Here is a 20,059-nt window from a genome sequence, read left to right on the forward strand (position 1 = left end):
CCCACTTCACCAGGCATCGACGGCCGGTGAAGTGCGGCGATACCTGGTGAACTTGGTATCGCCGCAAGCCGCCCGGTACGCGCTGCCGCCGCCCGGACCTCAGCGCTGGGAGAGCATCTCCGAGACGAGGAACGCGAGCTCGAGCGACTGCGCGCGGTTCAGGCGCGGATCGACCACCGACTCGTAACGATGGGACAGGTCGGCCGCCGACAGCGCCGCGCCGCCTCCGACGCACTCGGTGACGTCGTCGCCGGTGAGCTCGACGTGCATGCCACCGGGCCACGTCCCGAGCGAACGGTGCACCTCGAAGAAGCCGCGCACCTCGTCGATGACGTCGTCGAACTCGCGGGTCTTGAAGCCGTTCTCGGTCTCGAACGTGTTGCCGTGCATCGGGTCGCACACCCATGCGGCGCGGACCCCCGACGCCGTGACCTTCTCGACCAGCTCGGGAAGCCGGTCGCGGATCTTGCCCGCACCCATCCGGGTGATGAACGTCAGCCGGCCCGGTATGCGATCCGGGTCGAGCCGCTCGGCGAGCGCGATCGCGTCGTCGGGACTCGTCGTCGGGCCGAGCTTCACGCCGATCGGATTCGACACCTTGCTCAGCAGCTCCACGTGGGCACCGTCGAGCTGGCGCGTACGCTCGCCGATCCACAGGAAGTGGCCGGACACGTCGTACGGCTTCTCCGTACGCGAGTCGATGCGCGTCATCGCGTGCTCGTACTCGAGCAGCAACGCCTCGTGGGAGGAGTGGAAGTCGACGGTGTGGAACTCGTCGGGGTTGGCGCCGCACGCCTCCATGAACGCCAGCGCACGGTCGATCTCGGCGCCGATGCGCTCGTAACGCTGCCCGACCGGGCTGGTGCGCACGAAGTCGGTGTTCCACTCGTGCATCTGGCGCAGGTCGGCGTACCCACCCGTGACGAACGCGCGGGTGAGGTTCAGCGTCGCCGCCGACGCGTGGTAGACCTCGACGAGCCGCTGCGGATCGTGCCTGCGGGTCTCGGGAGTGAACGCGAAACCGTTCACCGCGTCGCCCCGGTACGCGGGCAGCGTCACGCCGTCGCGAGTCTCGTTGTCGCTCGAGCGCGGCTTCGCGTACTGCCCGGCCATCCGGCCCAGCTTGACCACCGGAACGCTCGCGGCGTACGTCAGCACGACCGCCATCGAGAGCAGCACCCGAAGCTTGTTGCGGACGTTCTCGGCGGTCACACCGTCGAACGTCTCGGCGCAGTCGCCGCCCTGGAGCAGGAACGCCTTGCCGTCGGCGACGGCCGCGAGCTTCTCGCGCAGGTTGTCGCACTCGCCCGCAAACACCAACGGCGGCATGCCCTGCAGTCGGCTGACCGCGGAGTCGACCGCGGCGCGGTCTGCGTACGTGGGCTGCTGCGCTGGTTCGAGCGCATGCAGGTCGGCGAGGGAAGGGATCGTCACCCCCCTAGCGTACGGGCTGCGGCGACCGGCGTCGGGTCAGGTCCATCACATGAACCGGTCACTAGGATGAGGGCGATGCTCGATTCTCGCCTTCCCGTCGTCCGACTGCTCCCACTCACTCCCGCCGCACTGTCGGCGCTCGCCGAGTGCAACTTCGCGGCCGCCGATGCCGCCTTCGGCCGAGAGCTCGCGCGCATCACGAAGAACGAAACCTGGCTCTGGCGGTTGCGCCGTGACCAGATCGTCCTGACGCCCGGTGACCGCAACTGGGTCGCGTACGTGATCGTCAACGAGGTGGGCACAGCCGTCGGCCACGCCGGGTTTCACGGCGGCCCGGACCCGTCCGGGATGGCCGAGGTCGGCTACTCGGTCGACCCCGCCTATCGGGGGCGGGGTTTCGCGAAGGCGGCGTTGGCCGAGCTCATCGCCCGGGCCCGCCGCGAACCCGACGTACGTACGCTGCGCGCGACCGTGCGGCCCGACAACGCCGCGTCGCTGGCGGTCATCCGCGGTGCGGGCCTGGTCGAGAACGACGACCAGCGGGATGCGCGCGATGGCCGCGAGCTGATCTTCGAGATGCCGGTCTAGCGCCCGCACGCCATCGGCGACTCACCCGGCGTGCGGGACCGGTCGGCCTGGACGCGATCAGCCGAACAGCACCTCGGCCTCCTCGTACAGCTCCGGACGTACCGTCTTCAGCTCTCCGGTGCCCTCCTTGAGGGCGACCCGCTCGATCTCGGTGCCGTGCAAGGCGACCATCGTGCCGAAGTCGCCGTCGTGTACCGCCTGGATCGCGTGCAGGCCGAACCTCGTCGCAAGCCAGCGGTCGAACGCGGTCGGCGTGCCGCCACGCTGGACGTGTCCGAGTACGACCGCGCGCGCCTCCTTGCCCGTACGGTGCTCGATCTCACCGGCGAGCCGGTCGCCGATGCCGCCGAGGCGGACGTGGCCGAAGGCGTCCTTCTCGCCCGCCTGCAGCGTCATCGTGCCCTCCGCCGGCGTCGCACCCTCGGCGACGACCACGATCGGCGAGTAGCGGGTGGCGAAGCGGCTCTCGACCTGAGCGCACACCTTCTCGATGTCGAACGGGCGCTCCGGGATCAGGATGATGTTGGCGCCGCCGGCGAGTCCGCTGTGCAGCGCGATCCAGCCGGCATGGCGCCCCATCACCTCGATCACGAGCACGCGGTGGTGTGACTCGGCGGTCGTATGGAGGCGGTCGATCGCCTCGGTCGCGATGTTGACGGCGGTGTCGAAGCCGAACGTGAAGTCGGTGCCGGACAGGTCGTTGTCGATCGTCTTCGGTACGCCGACGACGTTGACGCCGAGCTCGGCGAGCTTCGTCGCGACCCCGAGCGTGTCCTCGCCGCCGATCGCGACGAGGGCGTCGATGCCGCTCTCCTGCAGGTTCGCCTTGATCCGTTCGACACCGCCCTCGATGCCGAACGGGTTGGTGCGAGACGATCCGAGGATGGTGCCACCTCGCGGGAGGATGCCGCGAACCTCGTCGACGCCGAGCGACGTCGTGTCGTTCTCGAGCGGGCCGCGCCAACCGTCGCGGAAACCGACGAAATCCATGTCGTACTCGGCGACGCCCTTGCGTACCACTGCACGGATCACCGCGTTCAGGCCGGGACAGTCGCCGCCACCGGTCAGGACTCCAACACGCACTCTTGCTCCTTAAGGCTCGTTCGGTCGTGCGGCAGCCTATACGTTGTCGGTGACAACAAACAGGCCCTGCGGGCGTGTGCCGCTACTTGCTCCCCGTCATCGCCGTTCGATCTCCGCCGACGTCGGCGGAGCCGGGTCGTACGAGCGGTGCCAGGCCGACGAGTACGACGCCGGCTCCGAGCGCCAAGAGGTCGAGGTTCGCCGCGAACACGACGAACCCGAGGAACACCAGCGGCGGTGACCACAGCGGCATCCGGTGCGTCGCCGCGAGCCAGACGAGCGGTGCCAACAGGCCGATCTGGAACGCGAGCGGTCCGAGCAGCATGACCGCATCGGGCAGCTCGACGGCATCGTCGATCGACTGCGACAGGTCGCCCGCGATCACCAGGATGAAGCACGCGGCTCCGAGAAGCCCGAGCACCATGAACGCGTCGGCGAGGAGACCACGGCCAGGTGTTCGCACTCGTCGGTGAAGGCCGACGATGAGCACGGAGAACAACATGACTGCGAGCAGAAACATCGCGTGTCCGACATTCCAGGCGACGCCTGGTCCGTGATCACCGTCGAGCCCATCGACCAGGCGAAGCACGCCGTAGCAGAACAGCAGGAGGGGCGCACCGAGCGCCGAGAACTTGATCATGCCGCCAGGTTCGTACGCCCGGGTCGCCGGCACCATCGGGTACGCCCCTGGCTCGGATCCCGACCGTCCCTGGCCGCCCACCGATGAGTCCCGCCCGCCTCGTACGTCCGCCAACGGCAGACTCCAACCGCCGAAAGGACGATATGACGACCGACAGTGGTATCCGCGAAGCGATCGTGACAGAGCGTACCGAGCTGGCCGACATCCTCGACGGACTCGACGAGGAGGCATGGGACCATCCGTCGCTCTGCGCGGGCTGGCGCGTACGCGAGGTCGTCGCACACATCACGATGGCCTTCCGCTACTCGCTACCGCGGGTCGCTCTGGAGATGGTAAAGTCCCGCGGCCGCTTCGACGCGATGGCCGACCGGCGCGCGCGGGTCGACGCCGACGAGCTGTCCGTACGCGAGCTCGCAGCGGCGGTACGCGACAACATCCACCATCCCTGGAAGCCGCCGGGTGGCGGACTCGCCGGCGCCCTGAGCCACGACACCATCCATGGGCTCGACATCACCACTCCCCTCGGCATCGACTGGAAGGTGCCGGAGGAGCGGATGCGGATGATCCATCGGGGCATGAGGCCCAAGAACATCGCATTCTTCGGCGTCGACCTCGACGACATTGAGCTACGCGCCGACGACATGGACTGGTCGTACGGGACGGGCGAGCCCGTGGAGGGCACGGCGCAGGACCTCCTGCTGGTGCTGTGCGGACGTACGCTCCCACCCGGCCGGCTGCGCGGTGCACCCAGCTCGAGGTTCACCCGCGGCTGAGGTCAGTCGCCGTCGATGCCGTGCTCGATCGCGTACCGGACGAGCTCGGCGCGGTTGTGCATCTGCAGCTTGCGCAACGTGTTCTGGACGTGGTTCTGGACGGTGCGGTGGCTGACCACGAGCCGCTCGGCGATCTGCTTGTACGCGAGCCCCTTCGCGACCAGGCGAAGCACTTCCGTCTCGCGCTCGGTCAATGCCGGCGCGTCGGGCTCCTCGGCCGGCGAGGCGTCGGACAGCCGGCGGTACTCCCCGAGCACGAGGCCCGCGAGGCCGGGGGTGAACACCGCCTCGCCGCTGGCGACCTTGCGTACGGCGTCGACGAGGGCCTCCCTGGATGCCGACTTGACGAGGTATCCGGTCGCGCCGGCCTTGATCGCCTCGAGTACGTCTGCCTGCTCACCCGACGCCGACAGCACGAGCACGCGTACGTCCGGTAGGTCTGCCGCGACGGCGGCCGACACCGCGACGCCGTCGGGCTCGGGGATGTTCAGGTCGAGCACGACGACATCCGGGGTCGTCGCCGTGGCACGGGCGATCGCCTCGCGGCCGTCGGCAGCGGTCGCGACCACCTCGAACCCCGACTCCTCCAGGTCGCGCGCGACCCCGTCGCGCCACATCGGATGGTCGTCGACCACCATCACCCGCACCATGGCGCTCACCCTAATCGCCCGCCCGCTCGTCCGTCCGACGTCTGCCTCTCCCGCCCCGTGGGAGCGGGATGGTGAACTCCCACTCGGTGCCCTGGCCCGGTGACGTACGAAGGTCCGCGCGCCCGCCCAGGTCGGCGACCCGGCCGCGGATCGACCGCGCGACCCCCATCCGGCCGGACGCGGCGGCCGCATCGAGTCGGCCGTCGGCGATGCCCGGGCCCTCGTCGCGGACCGAGACCGTCACCCCGTCGGAGGCACCCTCCAGCAGTACCCACGCCGGCGCGTCCGGCCCGACGTGGGTCTCGACGTTGGCGAGGCACGCGCGTACGACCGCGACCACCGTTTCGACGAAGTCGGCCGGCAGAGCCACCGGCCCGCCCGGCGTTGCGACCGTGACCATCGGTGTGCCGAGCGAGGCGAGCGCCGCGACCAGGTCGAGCTGTCCGCGTACGGGCGCGGGGTCGACCGAGGTCTGGATCAGCCCACGAAGCGCGCTCTCCTGCTCGCCCGCGAGGCGGCCGAGGTCGGCGAGGTCACCACCGTGCTCCGCCCCACGCCGCTGCATCAGCCCGAGCACCTGCAGCACACCGTCGTGCACGGCGCGGGCCAGCCGCTCGCGTTCACGTACCGCGGCGACTCGCCGCTCGGCGTCTGCCCGCCGTTGCGCGGACGTACGCAACGTGGTCGCGACGTACCCGACGGTGAGGCCCGCCAGCACGAGCAGGAACACGTTTCCGATCGTCGACGCTGTCACGACGGGACGCATGGTCACGTCGGCGACCGACACCACGACCGCCGCTGCCACGCCGCCTCGGATGCCCCACCAGACCGCCCATGCCAGGACGGGGACGCACACCCAGTACGACGTGAGAGTAGAGACGTGCTCGGCCATCATGGCGTCGGTAGCGACGAACGGCGTCGTACGAAGCAGCGCCAGCGTCACGAGCAGGTCCGCGCCCAGCAGCAATGGACCCCGGCGGGCGGGGACGGCGTACAGCCAGGTCACGAGCGCCGACCACGCGGCCATCGTCGCGATGACGCCGACCGCGCCCGCCGGACGGTCGAAGTCGTCGATGCGCACGGCGTTGATGCCGACCGCGAAGACCAGGGTCACGAGCCGCAGCACCGCGAGCGCTCGGAAGAGCTGGTTGTCGACGTTGCCCGCGGCCCGGTCGACCCTCGCCGTAGCCGTCATCGCATCGTGCGGCCTATGAGGCGCGCTGCGTCGGCTCGTCTGGTTCGTCGCCCGAATCCGGCGCGTCATCGGACGCGGCGTCCGGGTCGGTCTCGGCCGCCGCCGACTCCGCGGCCTGCTTCGCATCCTTCTTGGCATTCGCCTTGGCGGCGGTGGCGTACTGGTCGACGTACTCCTGACCGGAGAGCCGCATGATCTCGTACATGATCTCGTCGGTGATGGCCCGCAGGATGAAGCGGTCGTCCTCCATGCCTTCGTAGCGGCTGAAGTCGAGCGGCTTGCCGAAGCGGACCCCTGGCCGGGCGAACCGGCCGAACACCTTTCCGGGCGGCGCGAGGACGTCGGTGTTGGTCACGGCGACCGGGATCACCGGCACCTTCGCCTCGAGCGCCAACCGGGCAACACCCGTACGCCCGCGGTACAGCTTGCCGTCGTGGGAGCGGGTGCCCTCCGGGTAGATGCCGCAGACGTCGCCATCGTGCAGCAGCCGCAGCTGGGTCTTGATCGCGCCCTCGGCCGCACGTCCGCTCGTGCGGTCGATCGGCACCTGGCCCGAGCCGGAGAAGAACGTCTTCTGCAGCCACCCCTTCAGCCCGGTGCCCTCGAAGTACTCGGCCTTCGCCACGAACGTCACCCGGCGCGGGATGACGAGCGGCATGAACAACCAGTCGCTGTACGACATGTGGTTGCTCGCGAGGATGGCAGGCCCGTCCTCCGGGACGTGCTCGGTGCCCTCTGCCCACGGACGGAACACCAGCTTCAGCAGCGGCCCCAAGAAGATGAACTTGAGCATCCAGTAGAACAACGACCCTCCTCCGTCGACGGGCAAACACTACCCGTGTCCGTCGGAGGCGGCCGACTCAACGCTCCCGGCCGCCACGTGTCGGACGCGGTCTTGCCCGTCACCACCCGAGTGGGACCATAGGAACAAGACATCCGCGCGGCCGGCGTACCGGCCCACTGCGAACCACCGAGGAGCAAGGCCGTGACCGTGCATCCGCTTGCGCGCCCCGTGTCGGTCGACGCCGGCGACACCGGCGTCGTCCTGTGTCACGGATTCACCGGCTCGCCGGCCTCGATGACCCCGTGGGCCGACTACCTCGTCGAGCGAGGCTGTTCGGTGCGGGTTCCCCGCCTTCCCGGCCACGGCACCACCTGGCAGGAGCTCAACCGCACCCGCTGGACCGACTGGTACGCCGAGGTCGACCGTGCGTACGAGGAGCTGCGGGCTCGCTGCGAGCGGGTCGTCGTCGCCGGCCTCTCGATGGGCGGCTGCCTCGCGCTCCGGCTCGCCGAGCACCATCGCGACATCGTCGCGGTCGTACTGGTCAACCCCGCGGTGAACCTCGAGCGCAAGGACATGCTGCTCGTCCCCCTGCTGCGCCACGTCGTACCCGCGATCCCCGGCATCGGCAACGACATCCGCAAGGAGGGCATCGAGGAGACCGGGTACGACCGCACACCTCTGCACGCGCTGCACTCACAGACGCACATGTGGAAGGACGTACGCGAGAACCTCTCCAGCGTCGACCAGCCACTGCTGCTGTTCCGCTCGGTGACCGATCACGTCGTCGATGCGTCGTCCGCACCGATCATCCTCGACGGCGTGTCGTCGGCGTCGAAACGGGAGGTGCTGTTGCACAACAGCTTCCACGTCGCCACACTCGATCACGATATGGATCTCATCTTCGCCGAGTCGGCCGACTTCATCGCCGAGCATGCGGGGGCGACCGGTGTCGGGTAATACGGGACGCCGCCCCGGCGAGCCGGACGACGTCGACCTCGAAGTTCGAGCGCATCGTCGCCGGCATGGAGTTGTCGACGCCGGACCTCGACGAGTCGCCCGAGCCGGGTGAGTCGACCGCGACCGAGGACGACCTGCCGCCGACGTCCGGGCCGGTGTTCGAGCCGAGTTTCTCCGACCCCATGTCGCGGCAGGACTACGAGGACGCTCAGGATCCGCTCGACGGCGACGAGCACTTCGTACCGCCCGATCCGCCGAAGCAGCGGATGCGTCCGCTCACCTGGCTCGGCTGGGCCGGAGCCGTCGGCACGCCGGCGTTCATGGTGCTGGTCGCGATCTTCGGCTGGTACATCCCCGGCGAGCTCGCGGCCATCCTGGTCGGCGGGTTCGTCGCCGGCGTGGTCTACCTGATCATGACGGTGAGCCGCGACCCGGGCGACTGGGACGACGGCGCCGTCGTCTGAGGCGTTCGGCAGCGTACGTTTACCATGTAAACATGGTAACGGTCCGCCTTGCTCGGCGAATTCACCGTGCAATGCGGACCCTTGCCGTGCATGGCGCCCGCGACCTCGCTACTCGGTTTCCGCAGCCTCTTCCTTCAGCTCCCGGGCGATCTCCGACTCCGCGCCCAGGCTCTCGGCCAGCTCGTCGCTCAGCTCCTCCAGCTCGGCGCCGCCGGCCATCATCGAGGTCAGCTCGTCGAGGGTGATCTCGGACTTCGCCCACTCCCCCATGCTCCGGCCTCGACGCAGCAGTACGAACCGGTCGCCGACGGGGTACGCGTGGTGCGGGTTGTGGGTGATGAACACGACCCCGAGCCCGCGCTCACGTGCCTTCGCGATGTACTTCAGCACCACACCCGACTGCTTCACACCGAGCGCGGCGGTCGGCTCGTCCAGGATCAGCACCCGCGCACCGAGGTACACGGCTCGCGCGATCGCCACACACTGCCGCTCGCCGCCCGACAGGGTGCCGATCGGCTGGTCGACGTCACGCAGGTCGATACCCATCGCGGACAGCTCGCTCTTCGTCGTACGCCGCATGAAGTCGACGTCGAGCCGGCGGAGCGGGCCGACGCCCTTGGTCGGCTCGGAGCCGAGGAAGAAGTTCCGCCAGACCGGCATCAGAGGTACGACCGCGAGGTCCTGGTAGACGGTCGCGATGCCCAGCGTCAGCGCGGCCCGCGGCGAGCTCACGTGCCGCGCGACACCGTCGATCAGCAGCTCGCCGCTGGAATGCTCGTGCGCACCCGCGAGGATCTTGATGAACGTCGACTTGCCGGCACCGTTGTCGCCGAGCACGCACGTCACCTGACCCGCGGCGACCGTCGTACTCACGTCACGCAGAGCGATCACGTTGCCGTACGACTTGCCGATCTCGCGGACCTCGATCAGTGGCTCCGTCATCGACTCACCTCCGCCTGCTTGCGTACCCAGGTGTTGACGAGCACCGCGAGCAACAGCATCACGCCGAGGAACGCCATCAACCAGTCACTGTCCCAGCCGGCGTACACGATGCCCTTCTCGGTCATGCCGTAGATCAGTGCGCCGAGCGCAGCGCCGATGGCCGACCCGTACCCGCCCGTGAGCAGGCAGCCGCCGACGACCGCGCAGATGATGAAGATGAACTCGTCGCCAACACCCTTGGCGCTCGTCACGCTCGCCGCACTGAACAGGTCGATCATGCCGACCAGCCAGCCCGCGAAGGCCGTCGTCATGAACAGCCCGATCTTCGTCCGGAACAGCGGCACACCGACCTGGCGCGCGCTGGTGGCCGCGCCGCCGACGGCGAAGATCCAGTTGCCCGGCTTCGTACGCAGCAGCACCCAGGTCGCGATCGCCGTCACCGCGATCCACCAGAGCACCGAGATGGTGATCGACGCCCCGAACGGAAGCGATATGTCCGTCGCGAACACCGGCTCGATCGAGTCGAAGTACGGCACGTCGCGCATGCCCTGCACGGCGACTCCACCGATGATCGCCTTCACCAGCGCGAGGTTTAGCCCCTGCAGCACGAAGAACGTGGCGAGCGTGACGATGAAGCTCGGCAGGCCCGTACGCATCACCAGGATGCCGTTGAGCGCGCCGATCACCAGCGCGAGGGCGAGCGCGATCAGCACCGCTACCCACACGTTCACGCCGTAGTGGGTGGTGAGGACGCCGACGGTGAGTCCGGTGGTGCCGATCATCGTGCCGGTCGACAGGTCGAACTCTCCGCCGATCATCAGCATCGAGACGCCGACCGCCATGATGCCGATCCGCGCGGACGACTCCGTCCAGGTCGCGACGCCGGCCTCGCTCAGGAACGTGTCGGTGTAGATCGCGAAGAACGCGAACACGACCAGCGCCGCAACCGCCGCACCGACCTCTGGCCGGCGCAGCACCCGGACGAGTGTAGTCGCGCCGCTCAGCCGCTCGTCTGTTTCCAGAGTAGTGGCCATCACCGTGTCAGCGGGTGCCGTTCTTGGCGTACTTCGAGCACCTCGTCGGCGTTCTCCTTCGTGACGAACGCCGGCCCGGAGTACACCGGCTTGCCACCGCCGACCTGGTTGCCGTTGATCGAGTTCAGGTACAGGAACTGCACGCCGAGATAGCCCTGTGTGTACGGCTGCTGGTCGACCGCGAACGCGACGTTGCCGTCCTGGATCTGGCCGATCAGGTCTTCGGAGAGGTCGAACGTACCGATCTGCACCTCCGCGCCGCTCTCCTCGACGGCCTGCTGGGCACCGAGCGCCACCTGTGCGTTCAGCGCGAGGACGCCGTCGATCGAGCCGTCGGCCTGCAGCGCCGACTGAATGGTGTTCTTGGCCTCGGTCGTGTCGGCGCCGTCGACCTGGAGGTTCTCCATGGAGCCGCCGAACTTGCTCTTGGCGCCGGCGCAGCGCTGCTCGAGCCCGGTGTTGCCGGCCTCGTGGATCACGCAGATGACCTTCTTCGCGCCGAGCTCGCTGAACTTCTCGCCCGCGGCTTCGCCGGCGATCGTCTCGCTCTGGCCGACGTGCGTGATGGCGCCGAACTCCGCCGACTCGTCGATGCCCGAGTTGATGGTGATCACCGGTACGCCGGCCTCGACGGCGGCCTTGACCGACTTCTCCAGACCATCGGGATCGGCCATCGAGACCACGATGCCGTCGACGTCATCCGCGACGGCGGCGTCGATGAGCTCCGCCTGCTTGGTGACGTCGGGATCCGAGTTGTACTCGACGTCGACCCCGAGGTCTTCGCCCGCCCGATCGGAACCGGCCTTCACAACGCTCCAGAACGCGTCATCGGGCGCACCGTGTGTCACGACGGCGTACGTGAGGTCGAGATCGGACGCGTCCTCGGCGCCGTCGTCGTCCTGGCCGGTGCCGCTGCAAGCGGTCAGGGTCAGTGCCGCAGCGGCGGCAACCGCGGCGATCCGCAGAGTCTTCATGGCAGGCGTACTCCTCGTTGGTTTCATGCGCGCGCTATCGACGCACACCCGAAAGGTAGACGACTTGGTCGCTGGTGCGCGACATCTCGCACGCTTCGGCGATGTAGAACGCTTCCAGAGCATCGACCGGCGCGCACGGCGACTCGCCGCCGTCGTGGGCAAGACGTACGAAGGCCGCCAGCTCGGCGACGTACGCGTCGGCGAAGCGCTCAGGGAAGGCCGTGTACGCCGGACCGGACGGGAACGTGGACCCGGGCTCGGTCGACCGCAGCGGGGTCTTGTCGTCGAGGCCGGTGCTCACCGAGCCGTCGGAGCCGAACGCCTCGAGGCGGATGTCGTAGCCCGCCGCGTTGTAACGGGTGACCGAGACGACCGCGAGCGCATCGTCGTCGAAGCGCAGTGTCGCCGAGGCCGTGTCGACGTCCCCGTGTTCGGTGAAGAACGGGGCGCCGCGGTTGGATCCCGTCGCGTACACCGAGGCCACCTCTCGACCCGTCACCCAACGCAGGCTGTCGAAATCGTGCACCGCACAGTCGATGAAGATGCCGCCGGAGCTCGCGACGTACTCCTCGGGCGGCGGCGCCGGGTCGAGCGTCGTCGAGCGCAGTGTGTGCAGCCAGCCGAGCCGACCGGACGCGATCTCCTCACGTGCGTTGACGTATCCGGCATCGAATCTCCGCTGGAAGCCGATCTGCACGGGTACATCCGTGCCCTCGATCGCCGCGATGACCTCGAGCGTGCCCGCGACGTCGGGCGCGACCGGCTTCTCGCAGAACACCGGCACGCGCCGCTCGACCGCGCGCCGGATCAACGTCGGGTGCGAGTTGGTGGCAGCTGCGATCACCACGCCGTCGAGCGGCTGGTCGAGAAGCTCGTCGACCGAGCGTGCGTACCCGAGGCCGGCCTTGTCGGCGACGGACCGCGCGCGTTCGGCATCGGCGTCGGCGACCGTGACCGAGAGCTCTTCCATACCTGCAAGGATCTCCGCGTGCATTGCACCGATCCGGCCCGCGCCAACGAGTCCGATCCTCATGCTGCCTCCGTCGCGTCGGGTACGGCCAAAGTGTGCTCAGCGATCCCACCGGCGCATCCAAGTCTGGGTGGCGGCCGGAGGCGTGTCAAGACTTTGTTAGGACATATTGACGTTGGAACATAACGGTTCCGTAGACTGCCGGTCGTAGACGGCGTCGAGCTCGGAGCATCGCATGGCGAACGAACCACGCATCACCCTCGACCGGTCGAGTCCGGTGCCGCTGTACTTCCAGGTGGCCGAGCAGCTCGAGGCGGCGATCGTCGGCGGCACCCTGGCGCCGGGCGACCGAATCAGCAACGAGGTCTCGCTCGCGCACGACCTCGGCCTGTCGAGGCCCACCATGCGGCAGGCGATCCAGGTGCTCGTCGACAAGGGCATGCTGGTCCGCAAACGCGGCGTGGGCACCCAGGTCGTCCACGGCAAGATCCGCCGCTCGGTCGAGCTCACCAGCCTGTACGACGACCTCAGCGCGGCCGGACAAGGCCCGCGCACGGAGGTGCTTTCGGTCGAGATCACCGTGACCACGGAGGAGATCGCGCACGAGCTGCAGGTCGAGCCCGGCGAGCCGGCGTGGTCGCTCGTACGGCTTCGCTACATCGGCGACGAGCCGCTGGCGTTGATGCACAACTTCCTGCCCGCGGAGACCCTCGACCTGAATGCGGTCGACCTGGAGAACCACGGACTGTACGAGGCCCTGCGGCGCACGGGTCTCCACATGCGCGTGGCACAGCAGCGCATCGGCGCGCGCCGGGCCGAGGCCCGCGAGGCCCGGCTGCTCGGCGAGAAGCGCGGCGCTCCCCTGCTCACGATGCGGCGCACCGCGTACGACGATGCCGGACTGGTCGTGGAGTACGGCACGCACGTCTATCGCCCGGAGCTCTACTCGTTCGAGATCACGCTGGTCGACCGGTGAGCCCCGCGGCTCGGCGGCAGCGATACCAAGTTCACCAGGTATCGCCCACTCAACTAGGCATCGACGCCCAGTGAGGTGCGACCGTACCTAGTTCACTTGGTATCGCTGCAGCCGCAGTACCGCCCCAGGCCGGCGTCTACTCGGACGACGACGCCCGGCGGGTGGAGAAGCGCGACGAGATCGGGGTCGGCTCGCGCAGGCGCGAGCGCAGCGGGGCGTTGCGAGTCGACGTGCGTGGCGAGCGGCGGCTCCGCCGGCGCCGGAGCGCACGCGACATGTCGGCCGCACCGATCATCCCGGCGTCGGGTCCGAGGTGCGCGCGTACGATCCGCGCCTCGGCGCGGTACCCACGCCCGGTGAGCGTACGCCGGAACGCGTCCCGCGCGGGCTCGATCAGCAGCTCGTTGGCCTCCGAGACTCCCCCGCCGATGACGAACAACCCGCAGTCGAGGGCGGCCGCCAGGCCGGCGATGCCGACGCCGAGCCAGTCACCTACCTCGGCGAGCAGGGCGATCGCCTCCGGGTCGCCCTCGCGTGCCACCTCGCTGACCAGCGGCCCGGTGATCCGGGTCGCGTCGCCGTCGACCAGCTCCAGCAGCCGGTGCGCCAGCGGGGAATCGCCCTTCGCGATGATCTTCGCCTCGCGGACGAGCGCGTTGCCGCTCGCGTACTGCTCCCAGCAACCGCGGTTGCCGCACTCGCAGCGATGCCCCTGCGGCACGACCTGCATGTGGCCGAACTCGCCGGCAAGACCCCAGCGTCCGCGGTGCAGCTGACCGCCGATCACCAGCGCTCCACCGATGCCGGTGCCGAGCGTGATGCAGACGAGGTCCTCCTCGTTCTGCGCGGCGCCGAACCGCCACTCGGCCCAGGCCGCGGCATTGGCGTCGTTGTCGACAAGCACGGAGAGGCCGATCCGGCGGTGCACGGCGTCGCGCAGCGGCTCGTTGCGCCAGGCCAGATGCGGCGAGAACAGCACCGTCGAGCGGGTCGCGTCGACGAAACCCGCCGCGCCGATACCGACGGAGGTGATGTGGTAGCCCGCGCGCAGCTCGTCGACGACGTCGGCGATCGTGTTGAGCACCTCCTGCGGGCTCGTCGTCGGCGTCTCGCGCCGCAGCCGCGCGCGTACGTGCCCATCGAGGTCGACGACACCCGCGGCAACCTTGGTGCCGCCGATGTCGATTCCGATCGCGAGTCGCTCAGCCATGGTGTGTCCCCCCTTCCTTCTGTGTACTGCGCACTACCTTCACGGTATCCGGGCCAGGTCGGCCGCTCCCACAAGACCCGCCTCGTTGCCGAGCGTTGCCAGCCGCAACTCCGCGTGCGGCCGGCTCGAGCCGGCCGACAGGTGGCGTACGAAGGCTTCCTGCACGGGCTGCATCAGCAGGTCGCTCGCCGCCGCGACGCCGCCCCCGATCGCGATCGTCGTCGGGTCGAGGACGGCGGCCAGCGACGCCAACCCCTGTCCGACCCACGACCCGGCGTCGGCGATCAGGTCGATCGACAGCGGATCACCGGCCTGCGCGGCCTCGGTGACCATCGGCCCGGTCACGGCGTCCGGGTCACCACCCGCCAGATCGGCGAGCGGCTTCGCCGCGGTGATGCCCGCACGAATCCGGTCGCCCGCTTCACGTACGAGCGCCCGACCGCTGCCGTACTGCTCCCAGCAGCCGTACTGGCCGCAGCCGCAGAGAATGCCCGCGGGCACCATGCGCAGGTGGCCGACCTCCGCCGCGACTCCGAATCCGCCGCGGTAGAGCTGGCCGGCGTGGATGATGCCGGCGCCGATGCCGGTGCCGACGGTCACGAGCAGCAGGTCGTCGACGTCCGCACCCGCGCCGAAGCGGAACTCGCCCCACGCCGCTGCGTTCGCGTCGTTCTCCACCACGACGCGCAGACCGACCAGCTCGTGGACGCGGGCGGCCAGCGGCTCGTCCGCCCAGTCGATGTTCGGTGCGAAGAGCACCGTGGACCGGGATGCGTCAACGAACCCAGCCGCGCCGATGCCGACGGCGTCGATATCGCGCTTGCGGCGCAGGTCGTCGACGAGGTCGCCGACGGTCGCGGCCAACGCCGCCGGATCGGTCGCCGGTGTGTCGCGTACGTCGTCGACCACGATCCGGCCGTCCTCGTCGACGACACCGGCCGCGATCTTCGTACCGCCGATGTCGACCCCGACTGTCAGTCCCATGGCCCGTCCTCCGACAGGTCGATGTTCTCGACGCGAGAATCGCGCGCCGAGGTGCCCTCACCGCTGCGTTGTTGTGCGGCGAACGACTCCACCAGGCCGCGCGCTGCCGCCGCGAGCGATGCAGCCGAGGCCGTCAGCTGCTCGCGTACCTCGGGGCTGGCGGAACGTACGAACGCGATGGTCTGGCACACCGGACAGACCTGGCAGGCGGCCGAACCGTCCGCGATGTGTGCGTGCTCGCCGTCAGGGCCGGTCCGTCGCGACTCGTCGCTCGCACCATGCGCGTTCTCACCGCGGCGGGTCTCATCGTGGCCCGGTGGTCGTGGCTCGTCGCTCTCGGCATCTCCACCCGTTCGGTCGGCGAGGCCGGACACCACGCCCATCAGCTTGGCGAGCTCCTCGGCCAGGCTGCCGACGGGTTCGTTCTGCTCAGCCATGTGCTCCCCGTTCACTCGACGCAGAGCCGCTGGTCGCTCCGAAACGAACCTCGAGCCGGCCACCGGCGACCCGCGCGCCACGTACGTCCAACCGCGTCAGCACCGCCGGGAGGGCGAGCACCCGACGGTACGCGCCGACGGTCACGACGAGGTCGTTGCCGTGCCGCGCGAGCTGCACGTTGCCCGTATCCGCCAACGGCAGCGCGAGCGACAGGTCGACCCGATCGCCGTCGCGGGTCACCACCATCGGCTCGCCCTCGGGCACCGCGAACGGGTCGCTCGGGCCGTAGATGTCGGCGGCGAACCCGCCGAGCGCGTCGACGCCGACCGGCTCCGCGGCGCAGTACGCGCCCTGCCACACCGGCAGCGGCGCGAACGACCGATCGACCTCGGCCAGCAGGGACTGCTGCGCGTCGACCCAGCCCTGTCGCCAATCGTCGGCCGCCGCATCGGGAAAGACGCGGTTCGCGAGCACACCGTCGACCCGGTAGCCGTACAGCGAGAGGGTCGTGAACGCCCGCCGCGCCTCCGCCAACACGACCGCCTCCGGTGTCAGCACCAGCCGTACGGAGCACCCGGGGCCGACCAGCAGATCGTGCACGTCGCCGAGGTCGGCATGCAGCCGCTCGATCGCGTCGAACACGTCGTCACGCGGCATCGGGACCCCGGCAGCCTTGGCCAGCAGCGGCCGCAGCGCATTGACGACTCGGCGCTCGGTCGGAAAGACGCGGTCCATGTACCAGGCGAGCGCCTCGGGCAGCGCCAGCAGCCGGAGCGTCTCGGCGGTGGGCGCGCAGTCGACGATCACGAGGTCCCACCGGCCGGACGCGGCCTGGTCGCGCAGCTCGAGCAGCGCCAGAACCTCTTCGGCACCCGGCAGTACGGTCAGTTCCTCGGCCGCGATCGGGTCGACCCCCGAGGCGTCGAGCACCGTACGCAGATAGCCCTGCACGGTCGTCCACGAGGCCTCGAACCGGCGCTGGGCGTCGACCTGCTGCATCCACACCTGCGAGTCGACCTCGACGGGCTCGGCGCCGGGCTCCACCCCGAACGCGTCGGCCAGCGAGTGCGCCGCATCGGTCGACATCACCAGCGTCTTCAACCCGTTGCGCCCCGCGAGGACGGCCGTACCGGCGGCGGCGGTCGTCTTGCCGACGCCGCCCTTGCCGGTGAACAGGATGATCCGCACAACCGCAGAGGCTACCGTGCGCGGACCTCAGGCCGACTGCTCGACCCGCTTCTTGAGCCCCTTCAGCGCGGTATCGATGATGACCTTCTCCGCCTTGCGCTTGAGCATCCCGAGCAGCGGGATCGACACCTGGACCTCGAGTCGGTACGTCACTCGCGTACCTCCCGAGCCGAGCGGCGACAGGATGTACGCGCCGTCCATCGCGCGCAACATCTTCCCGGACTCGTCGAGCTGCCAGCTCACCTGCTGATCGCCCTGCCAGTCGTACGCGAGCACGTACTCGTCGCGAATGGGAGTCGCGTCGAGCACGAACCGCACCCGCTTCGCCCGCCCGGAGTCCTCGAACTCGAGAACCTCGGTCTCCTTGACTCCGGTCGCCCACTGCGGGTACGCCGGGAAGTCGGCGACGGCATCCATGATTGCGGCGGGAGCGGCGTCGACGACGATGTCGCTGGTGGTCTGATCGGCCATCGATTCCTCCGGGTGGACGGGCTCGAAAGGACCCTACTCCCCTGCCTGCCCGGCCCGTGGTGTCCCGGGTGCCCGACCGGCCTCGAGCCGGTCCTTCACGGCAGCGACGTGGGCCTTGAGGTCGACTGCGTACCGACGTCGTACGCGCGCACTCGGCCGGTGCCCATCGGCGAGGTCGACCTGCCAGAACACGTGCACGACCACCGCATCGAGCCACGGCTCGAGCCAGACCTCGGCGCTGCCACGCATCGCGCCGTGCACGGACCAGCGCTTGCCGAGCTCGTCGCGATCGTCGATGCACCGCAGTCGTACGCCGGGCAGCCGGTCCTCCCAGAAGGACTCCTCGCAGAGCACCTCGCGGACCTGCTCGGGCGTTGCGACCACGAGCGTCTCGTCGGTGACGTCGAGCATTGGCATCGGTGGCTCCTTCTGGCCGGACGCCTCGTGACTGTAGCCTGCGGAACAGCATCGGCTCCCGGTGCCAGCGAAGCGACCGTTTGGAGGAGAACTTGCGCGCGTACGCCTCGCCCCCTACGTATCGGCTGCCCGAGAAGGGCAATCTCACCGACGACGTGGTCGACGCCGCCCTCGAGCGCCCCTTGTCGGTCGCGTTCAGCCGCTCGTCGGCCGACGGCTGGGTCGACGTCACGTCCGCCGAGTTCGAGGCAGAGGTCAAGGCGGTCGCCAAGGGCCTGCTGGCCGCGGGCGTCGATGCCGGCGACCGGGTGGGGATCCTGAGCCGCACCCGCTACGAGTGGACGCTGCTCGACTACGCGATCTGGTGGGTCGGCGCCGCAACGGTGCCCATCTACGAGACCAGCTCGGCGGCGCAGATCGAGTGGATCCTCTCCGACTCCGGCGCCGTCGCGTGCGTCGTCGAAACCCGCGAACACGTCGGCCGCGTACAGCAGGTGCGCACGAACATCGAGACGCTGAGCAACGTGTGGAGCCTCGACGACGGGGCGATCAAGGCGCTCGAGACTCTCGGCTCCGACGTCGACGACGAGACCCTGGAGGAGCGTCGCGGCGCAGTCACGCCGGAGTCGCTCGCCACGGTGATCTACACGTCCGGCACCACCGGCCGGCCGAAGGGCTGCTGCCTCACCCACGGCAACTTCATGTTCGAGCTCGGGGTCGCGACGCAGCTGCTCGACGAGTTGTTCGAGACCGACGACGCGTCGACGCTGCTGTTCCTCCCCCTCGCGCACGTCTTCGCCCGGATCATCCAGGTCGGGTGCGTGCGGTCGGGCGTACGCATGGGCCACACCGCAGACGTACGCGACCTGCTGGTGCACCTGGAGGACTTCAAGCCGACGTTCATCCTCGCCGTACCGCGGGTGTTCGAGAAGGTCTTCAACGGCGCCAGTCAGAAGGCGCACGCCGACGGCAAGGGCGCGATCTTCGACCGCGCCGTCGACACTGCGATCGCTTACAGCCGGGCGCGCGACGGGCGTCGCGTACCAGTCCTGCTGCGGGCCCGACACGCGTTGTTCGACCGTCTCGTGTACGCCAAGCTGCGTGCTGCGCTCGGCGGCAAGGCCCAGTACGCGATCTCCGGCGGTGCGCCGCTCGGTGAGCGCCTCGCGCACTTCTTCCGCGGCATCGGCGTACCCGTGCTCGAGGGGTACGGCCTCACCGAGACGACCGCGGCACTCGCGGTGAACCTCCCCGGCGAGACCAAGATCGGTACTGTCGGTCGGCCGATCCCCGGCACCGAGGTCAAGGTCGGCGAGGACGGCGAACTGCTGTTCCGCGGCGGACAGGTGTTCGGCGGCTACTGGCGAAACGATGACGCATCGGCGGAGGCGCTCGACGACGGCTGGTTCCACACCGGCGACATGGGCGAGATCGACGAGGAGGGCTTCGTCCGGATCACCGGACGCAAGAAGGAGATCCTGGTGACCGCGGGGGGCAAGAACGTTGCGCCGGCGGTCATGGAGGACATCATCCGTGCCCACCCCCTCGTCAGCCAGTGCATGGTCGTCGGCGACGGCAAACCGTTCATCGCGGCGCTGATCACGCTCGATCCGGAGGCCGTCGAGGACTGGGCCCCGGCGAACGGCAAGACCACCGATATCGCGGTGCTCGCCGAGGACGCCGCCGTACGCGCCGAGATCCAGCGTGCCGTCGACGAGGCGAATGCCGCCGTGTCGAGAGCTGAGTCGATCCGTAAGTTCACCATCCTCCCCGTCGACTGGACCGAGGACGACGGCCATGTCACGCCGACGCTCAAGCTGAAGCGCAACGTCGTGATGCGGGAGTTCCGCGACGACGTCGAGGCCCTCTTCGACTGAACGCCGA

General features: G+C 69.3%; 22 protein-coding genes. 6 read left to right on the top strand and 16 right to left on the bottom strand.

The window, feature by feature from the left end; translation table 11 throughout:
* Positions 1 to 99: 99 nt before the first annotated feature.
* A complete protein-coding gene (locus L0C25_RS23270) occupies positions 100 to 1,434 on the bottom strand; it encodes a class II 3-deoxy-7-phosphoheptulonate synthase (protein ID WP_271634213.1) in 1,335 nt (444 codons plus the stop codon).
* 75 nt (positions 1,435 to 1,509) lie between these two features.
* Here L0C25_RS23270 and L0C25_RS23275 point away from each other — a divergent pair, with 75 nt between their 5' ends.
* Positions 1,510 to 2,022 carry a GNAT family N-acetyltransferase gene (locus tag L0C25_RS23275; protein WP_271634214.1) on the top strand — a complete coding sequence of 171 codons (513 nt, stop codon included), beginning with the start codon at positions 1,510 to 1,512 and terminating at the stop codon, positions 2,020 to 2,022.
* A 57-nt stretch (positions 2,023 to 2,079) separates the two neighbouring features.
* On the opposite strand, the gene L0C25_RS23280 is transcribed toward L0C25_RS23275, so the two are convergent.
* Both L0C25_RS23280 and L0C25_RS23285 read right to left on the bottom strand, forming a co-directional pair.
* Positions 2,080 to 3,105, bottom strand: coding sequence for a 6-phosphofructokinase (locus L0C25_RS23280; protein ID WP_271634215.1), 1,026 nt, complete (start codon positions 3,103 to 3,105; stop codon positions 2,080 to 2,082).
* Positions 3,106 to 3,187: 82 nt separating this feature from the next.
* Entirely contained in the window at positions 3,188 to 3,745 is a 558-nt protein-coding gene (locus L0C25_RS23285) for a hypothetical protein (protein WP_271634216.1), read from the bottom strand.
* Positions 3,746 to 3,888: 143 nt separating this feature from the next.
* On the opposite strand from L0C25_RS23285, the gene L0C25_RS23290 reads away from it, so the two are divergent.
* Positions 3,889 to 4,518: a maleylpyruvate isomerase family mycothiol-dependent enzyme gene (locus L0C25_RS23290; protein WP_271634217.1), complete on the top strand. Its 630-nt coding sequence runs from the start codon at positions 3,889 to 3,891 to the stop codon at positions 4,516 to 4,518.
* 2 nt (positions 4,519 to 4,520) lie between these two features.
* On the opposite strand, the gene L0C25_RS23295 is transcribed toward L0C25_RS23290, so the two are convergent.
* From L0C25_RS23295 to L0C25_RS23305, 3 genes are read right to left on the bottom strand one after another with little or no spacing between them, the layout of a single operon-like run.
* Positions 4,521 to 5,168, bottom strand: coding sequence for a response regulator (locus tag L0C25_RS23295; protein ID WP_271634219.1), 648 nt, complete (start codon positions 5,166 to 5,168; stop codon positions 4,521 to 4,523).
* Between the two features lie 10 nt (positions 5,169 to 5,178).
* A complete protein-coding gene (gene macS / locus L0C25_RS23300) occupies positions 5,179 to 6,363 on the bottom strand; it encodes a MacS family sensor histidine kinase (protein WP_271634220.1) in 1,185 nt (394 codons plus the stop codon).
* Positions 6,364 to 6,376: 13 nt separating this feature from the next.
* Entirely contained in the window at positions 6,377 to 7,168 is a 792-nt protein-coding gene (locus L0C25_RS23305; protein WP_271634221.1) for a lysophospholipid acyltransferase family protein, read from the bottom strand.
* Positions 7,169 to 7,348: 180 nt separating this feature from the next.
* On the opposite strand from L0C25_RS23305, the gene L0C25_RS23310 reads away from it, so the two are divergent.
* Both L0C25_RS23310 and L0C25_RS23315 read left to right on the top strand, forming a co-directional pair.
* Entirely contained in the window at positions 7,349 to 8,107 is a 759-nt protein-coding gene (locus L0C25_RS23310) for an alpha/beta hydrolase (protein WP_271634223.1), read from the top strand.
* Between the two features lie 65 nt (positions 8,108 to 8,172).
* Entirely contained in the window at positions 8,173 to 8,571 is a 399-nt protein-coding gene (locus tag L0C25_RS23315) for a hypothetical protein (protein WP_271634224.1), read from the top strand.
* Between the two features lie 108 nt (positions 8,572 to 8,679).
* Here L0C25_RS23315 and L0C25_RS23320 read toward each other — a convergent pair whose 3' ends face one another.
* From L0C25_RS23320 to L0C25_RS23335, 4 genes are read right to left on the bottom strand one after another with little or no spacing between them, the layout of a single operon-like run.
* Positions 8,680 to 9,513 carry an ATP-binding cassette domain-containing protein gene (locus tag L0C25_RS23320; RefSeq protein ID WP_271634225.1) on the bottom strand — a complete coding sequence of 278 codons (834 nt, stop codon included), beginning with the start codon at positions 9,511 to 9,513 and terminating at the stop codon, positions 8,680 to 8,682.
* On the bottom strand, positions 9,510 to 10,490 hold the full coding sequence (locus L0C25_RS23325; RefSeq protein ID WP_271634226.1) for an ABC transporter permease: 981 nt from the start codon (positions 10,488 to 10,490) through the stop codon (positions 9,510 to 9,512). The genes L0C25_RS23320 and L0C25_RS23325 overlap by 4 nt, the downstream gene beginning before the upstream one ends.
* 56 nt (positions 10,491 to 10,546) lie before the next feature.
* Positions 10,547 to 11,521, bottom strand: a complete 975-nt coding sequence (locus tag L0C25_RS23330) for a sugar ABC transporter substrate-binding protein (protein WP_271634227.1) — start codon at positions 11,519 to 11,521, stop codon at positions 10,547 to 10,549.
* Between the two features lie 34 nt (positions 11,522 to 11,555).
* The gene (locus L0C25_RS23335; RefSeq protein WP_271634229.1) at positions 11,556 to 12,554 is read right to left on the bottom strand and encodes a Gfo/Idh/MocA family protein; all 999 of its coding nucleotides are present in this window, start codon (positions 12,552 to 12,554) and stop codon (positions 11,556 to 11,558) included.
* A gap of 172 nt (positions 12,555 to 12,726) precedes the next feature.
* On the opposite strand from L0C25_RS23335, the gene L0C25_RS23340 reads away from it, so the two are divergent.
* Complete coding sequence (locus L0C25_RS23340) at positions 12,727 to 13,467, top strand: GntR family transcriptional regulator (protein ID WP_271634231.1); 741 nt, start codon at positions 12,727 to 12,729, stop codon at positions 13,465 to 13,467.
* 136 nt (positions 13,468 to 13,603) lie between these two features.
* Here the strand turns inward: L0C25_RS23340 and L0C25_RS23345 are convergent, their stop codons facing one another.
* Genes L0C25_RS23345 through L0C25_RS23370 form a run of 6 tightly spaced genes read right to left on the bottom strand, consistent with a single transcriptional unit; the run spans position 13,604 to position 18,175 of the window.
* Complete coding sequence (locus L0C25_RS23345) at positions 13,604 to 14,677, bottom strand: ROK family glucokinase (RefSeq protein WP_271634232.1); 1,074 nt, start codon at positions 14,675 to 14,677, stop codon at positions 13,604 to 13,606.
* 39 nt (positions 14,678 to 14,716) lie between these two features.
* Entirely contained in the window at positions 14,717 to 15,661 is a 945-nt protein-coding gene (locus tag L0C25_RS23350) for an ROK family glucokinase (RefSeq protein WP_271634233.1), read from the bottom strand.
* Entirely contained in the window at positions 15,652 to 16,098 is a 447-nt protein-coding gene (locus L0C25_RS23355) for a hypothetical protein (protein ID WP_271634234.1), read from the bottom strand. Before L0C25_RS23355 ends, L0C25_RS23350 begins: the two co-directional genes overlap by 10 nt.
* Positions 16,091 to 17,287, bottom strand: a complete 1,197-nt coding sequence (locus L0C25_RS23360) for an ArsA family ATPase (protein WP_271634235.1) — start codon at positions 17,285 to 17,287, stop codon at positions 16,091 to 16,093. Before L0C25_RS23360 ends, L0C25_RS23355 begins: the two co-directional genes overlap by 8 nt.
* Before the next feature lie 27 nt (positions 17,288 to 17,314).
* Positions 17,315 to 17,758 carry an SRPBCC family protein gene (locus L0C25_RS23365; RefSeq protein ID WP_271634236.1) on the bottom strand — a complete coding sequence of 148 codons (444 nt, stop codon included), beginning with the start codon at positions 17,756 to 17,758 and terminating at the stop codon, positions 17,315 to 17,317.
* Between the two features lie 33 nt (positions 17,759 to 17,791).
* A complete protein-coding gene (locus L0C25_RS23370; RefSeq protein ID WP_271634237.1) occupies positions 17,792 to 18,175 on the bottom strand; it encodes a hypothetical protein in 384 nt (127 codons plus the stop codon).
* A 92-nt stretch (positions 18,176 to 18,267) separates the two neighbouring features.
* On the opposite strand from L0C25_RS23370, the gene L0C25_RS23375 reads away from it, so the two are divergent.
* On the top strand, positions 18,268 to 20,052 hold the full coding sequence (locus L0C25_RS23375; RefSeq protein ID WP_271634238.1) for an AMP-dependent synthetase/ligase: 1,785 nt from the start codon (positions 18,268 to 18,270) through the stop codon (positions 20,050 to 20,052).
* Positions 20,053 to 20,059 lie beyond the last annotated feature (7 nt).

This window comes from Solicola gregarius (genome assembly GCF_025790165.1).
GTDB classification, from domain to species: Bacteria; Actinomycetota; Actinomycetes; order Propionibacteriales; family Nocardioidaceae; genus Solicola; species Solicola gregarius.

What these genes read in the sequence shown, in the direction of transcription:
- L0C25_RS23275 (WP_271634214.1), top strand. Translation starts at nt 1,510, where the DNA reads ATGCTCGATTCTCGCCTTCCCGTCGTCCGACTGCTCCCACTCACTCCC.
- L0C25_RS23285 (WP_271634216.1), bottom strand. Translation starts at nt 3,745, where the DNA reads ATGATCAAGTTCTCGGCGCTCGGTGCGCCCCTCCTGCTGTTCTGCTAC.
- L0C25_RS23295 (WP_271634219.1), bottom strand. Translation starts at nt 5,168, where the DNA reads ATGGTGCGGGTGATGGTGGTCGACGACCATCCGATGTGGCGCGACGGG.
- L0C25_RS23330 (WP_271634227.1), bottom strand. Translation starts at nt 11,521, where the DNA reads ATGAAGACTCTGCGGATCGCCGCGGTTGCCGCCGCTGCGGCACTGACC.
- L0C25_RS23350 (WP_271634233.1), bottom strand. Translation starts at nt 15,661, where the DNA reads ATGGGACTGACAGTCGGGGTCGACATCGGCGGTACGAAGATCGCGGCC.
- L0C25_RS23335 (WP_271634229.1), bottom strand. Translation starts at nt 12,554, where the DNA reads ATGAGGATCGGACTCGTTGGCGCGGGCCGGATCGGTGCAATGCACGCG.
- macS (WP_271634220.1), bottom strand. Translation starts at nt 6,363, where the DNA reads ATGACGGCTACGGCGAGGGTCGACCGGGCCGCGGGCAACGTCGACAAC.
- L0C25_RS23290 (WP_271634217.1), top strand. Translation starts at nt 3,889, where the DNA reads ATGACGACCGACAGTGGTATCCGCGAAGCGATCGTGACAGAGCGTACC.
- L0C25_RS23315 (WP_271634224.1), top strand. Translation starts at nt 8,173, where the DNA reads ATGGAGTTGTCGACGCCGGACCTCGACGAGTCGCCCGAGCCGGGTGAG.
- L0C25_RS23365 (WP_271634236.1), bottom strand. Translation starts at nt 17,758, where the DNA reads ATGGCCGATCAGACCACCAGCGACATCGTCGTCGACGCCGCTCCCGCC.
- L0C25_RS23355 (WP_271634234.1), bottom strand. Translation starts at nt 16,098, where the DNA reads ATGGCTGAGCAGAACGAACCCGTCGGCAGCCTGGCCGAGGAGCTCGCC.
- L0C25_RS23345 (WP_271634232.1), bottom strand. Translation starts at nt 14,677, where the DNA reads ATGGCTGAGCGACTCGCGATCGGAATCGACATCGGCGGCACCAAGGTT.
- L0C25_RS23370 (WP_271634237.1), bottom strand. Translation starts at nt 18,175, where the DNA reads ATGCCAATGCTCGACGTCACCGACGAGACGCTCGTGGTCGCAACGCCC.
- L0C25_RS23340 (WP_271634231.1), top strand. Translation starts at nt 12,727, where the DNA reads ATGGCGAACGAACCACGCATCACCCTCGACCGGTCGAGTCCGGTGCCG.
- L0C25_RS23320 (WP_271634225.1), bottom strand. Translation starts at nt 9,513, where the DNA reads ATGACGGAGCCACTGATCGAGGTCCGCGAGATCGGCAAGTCGTACGGC.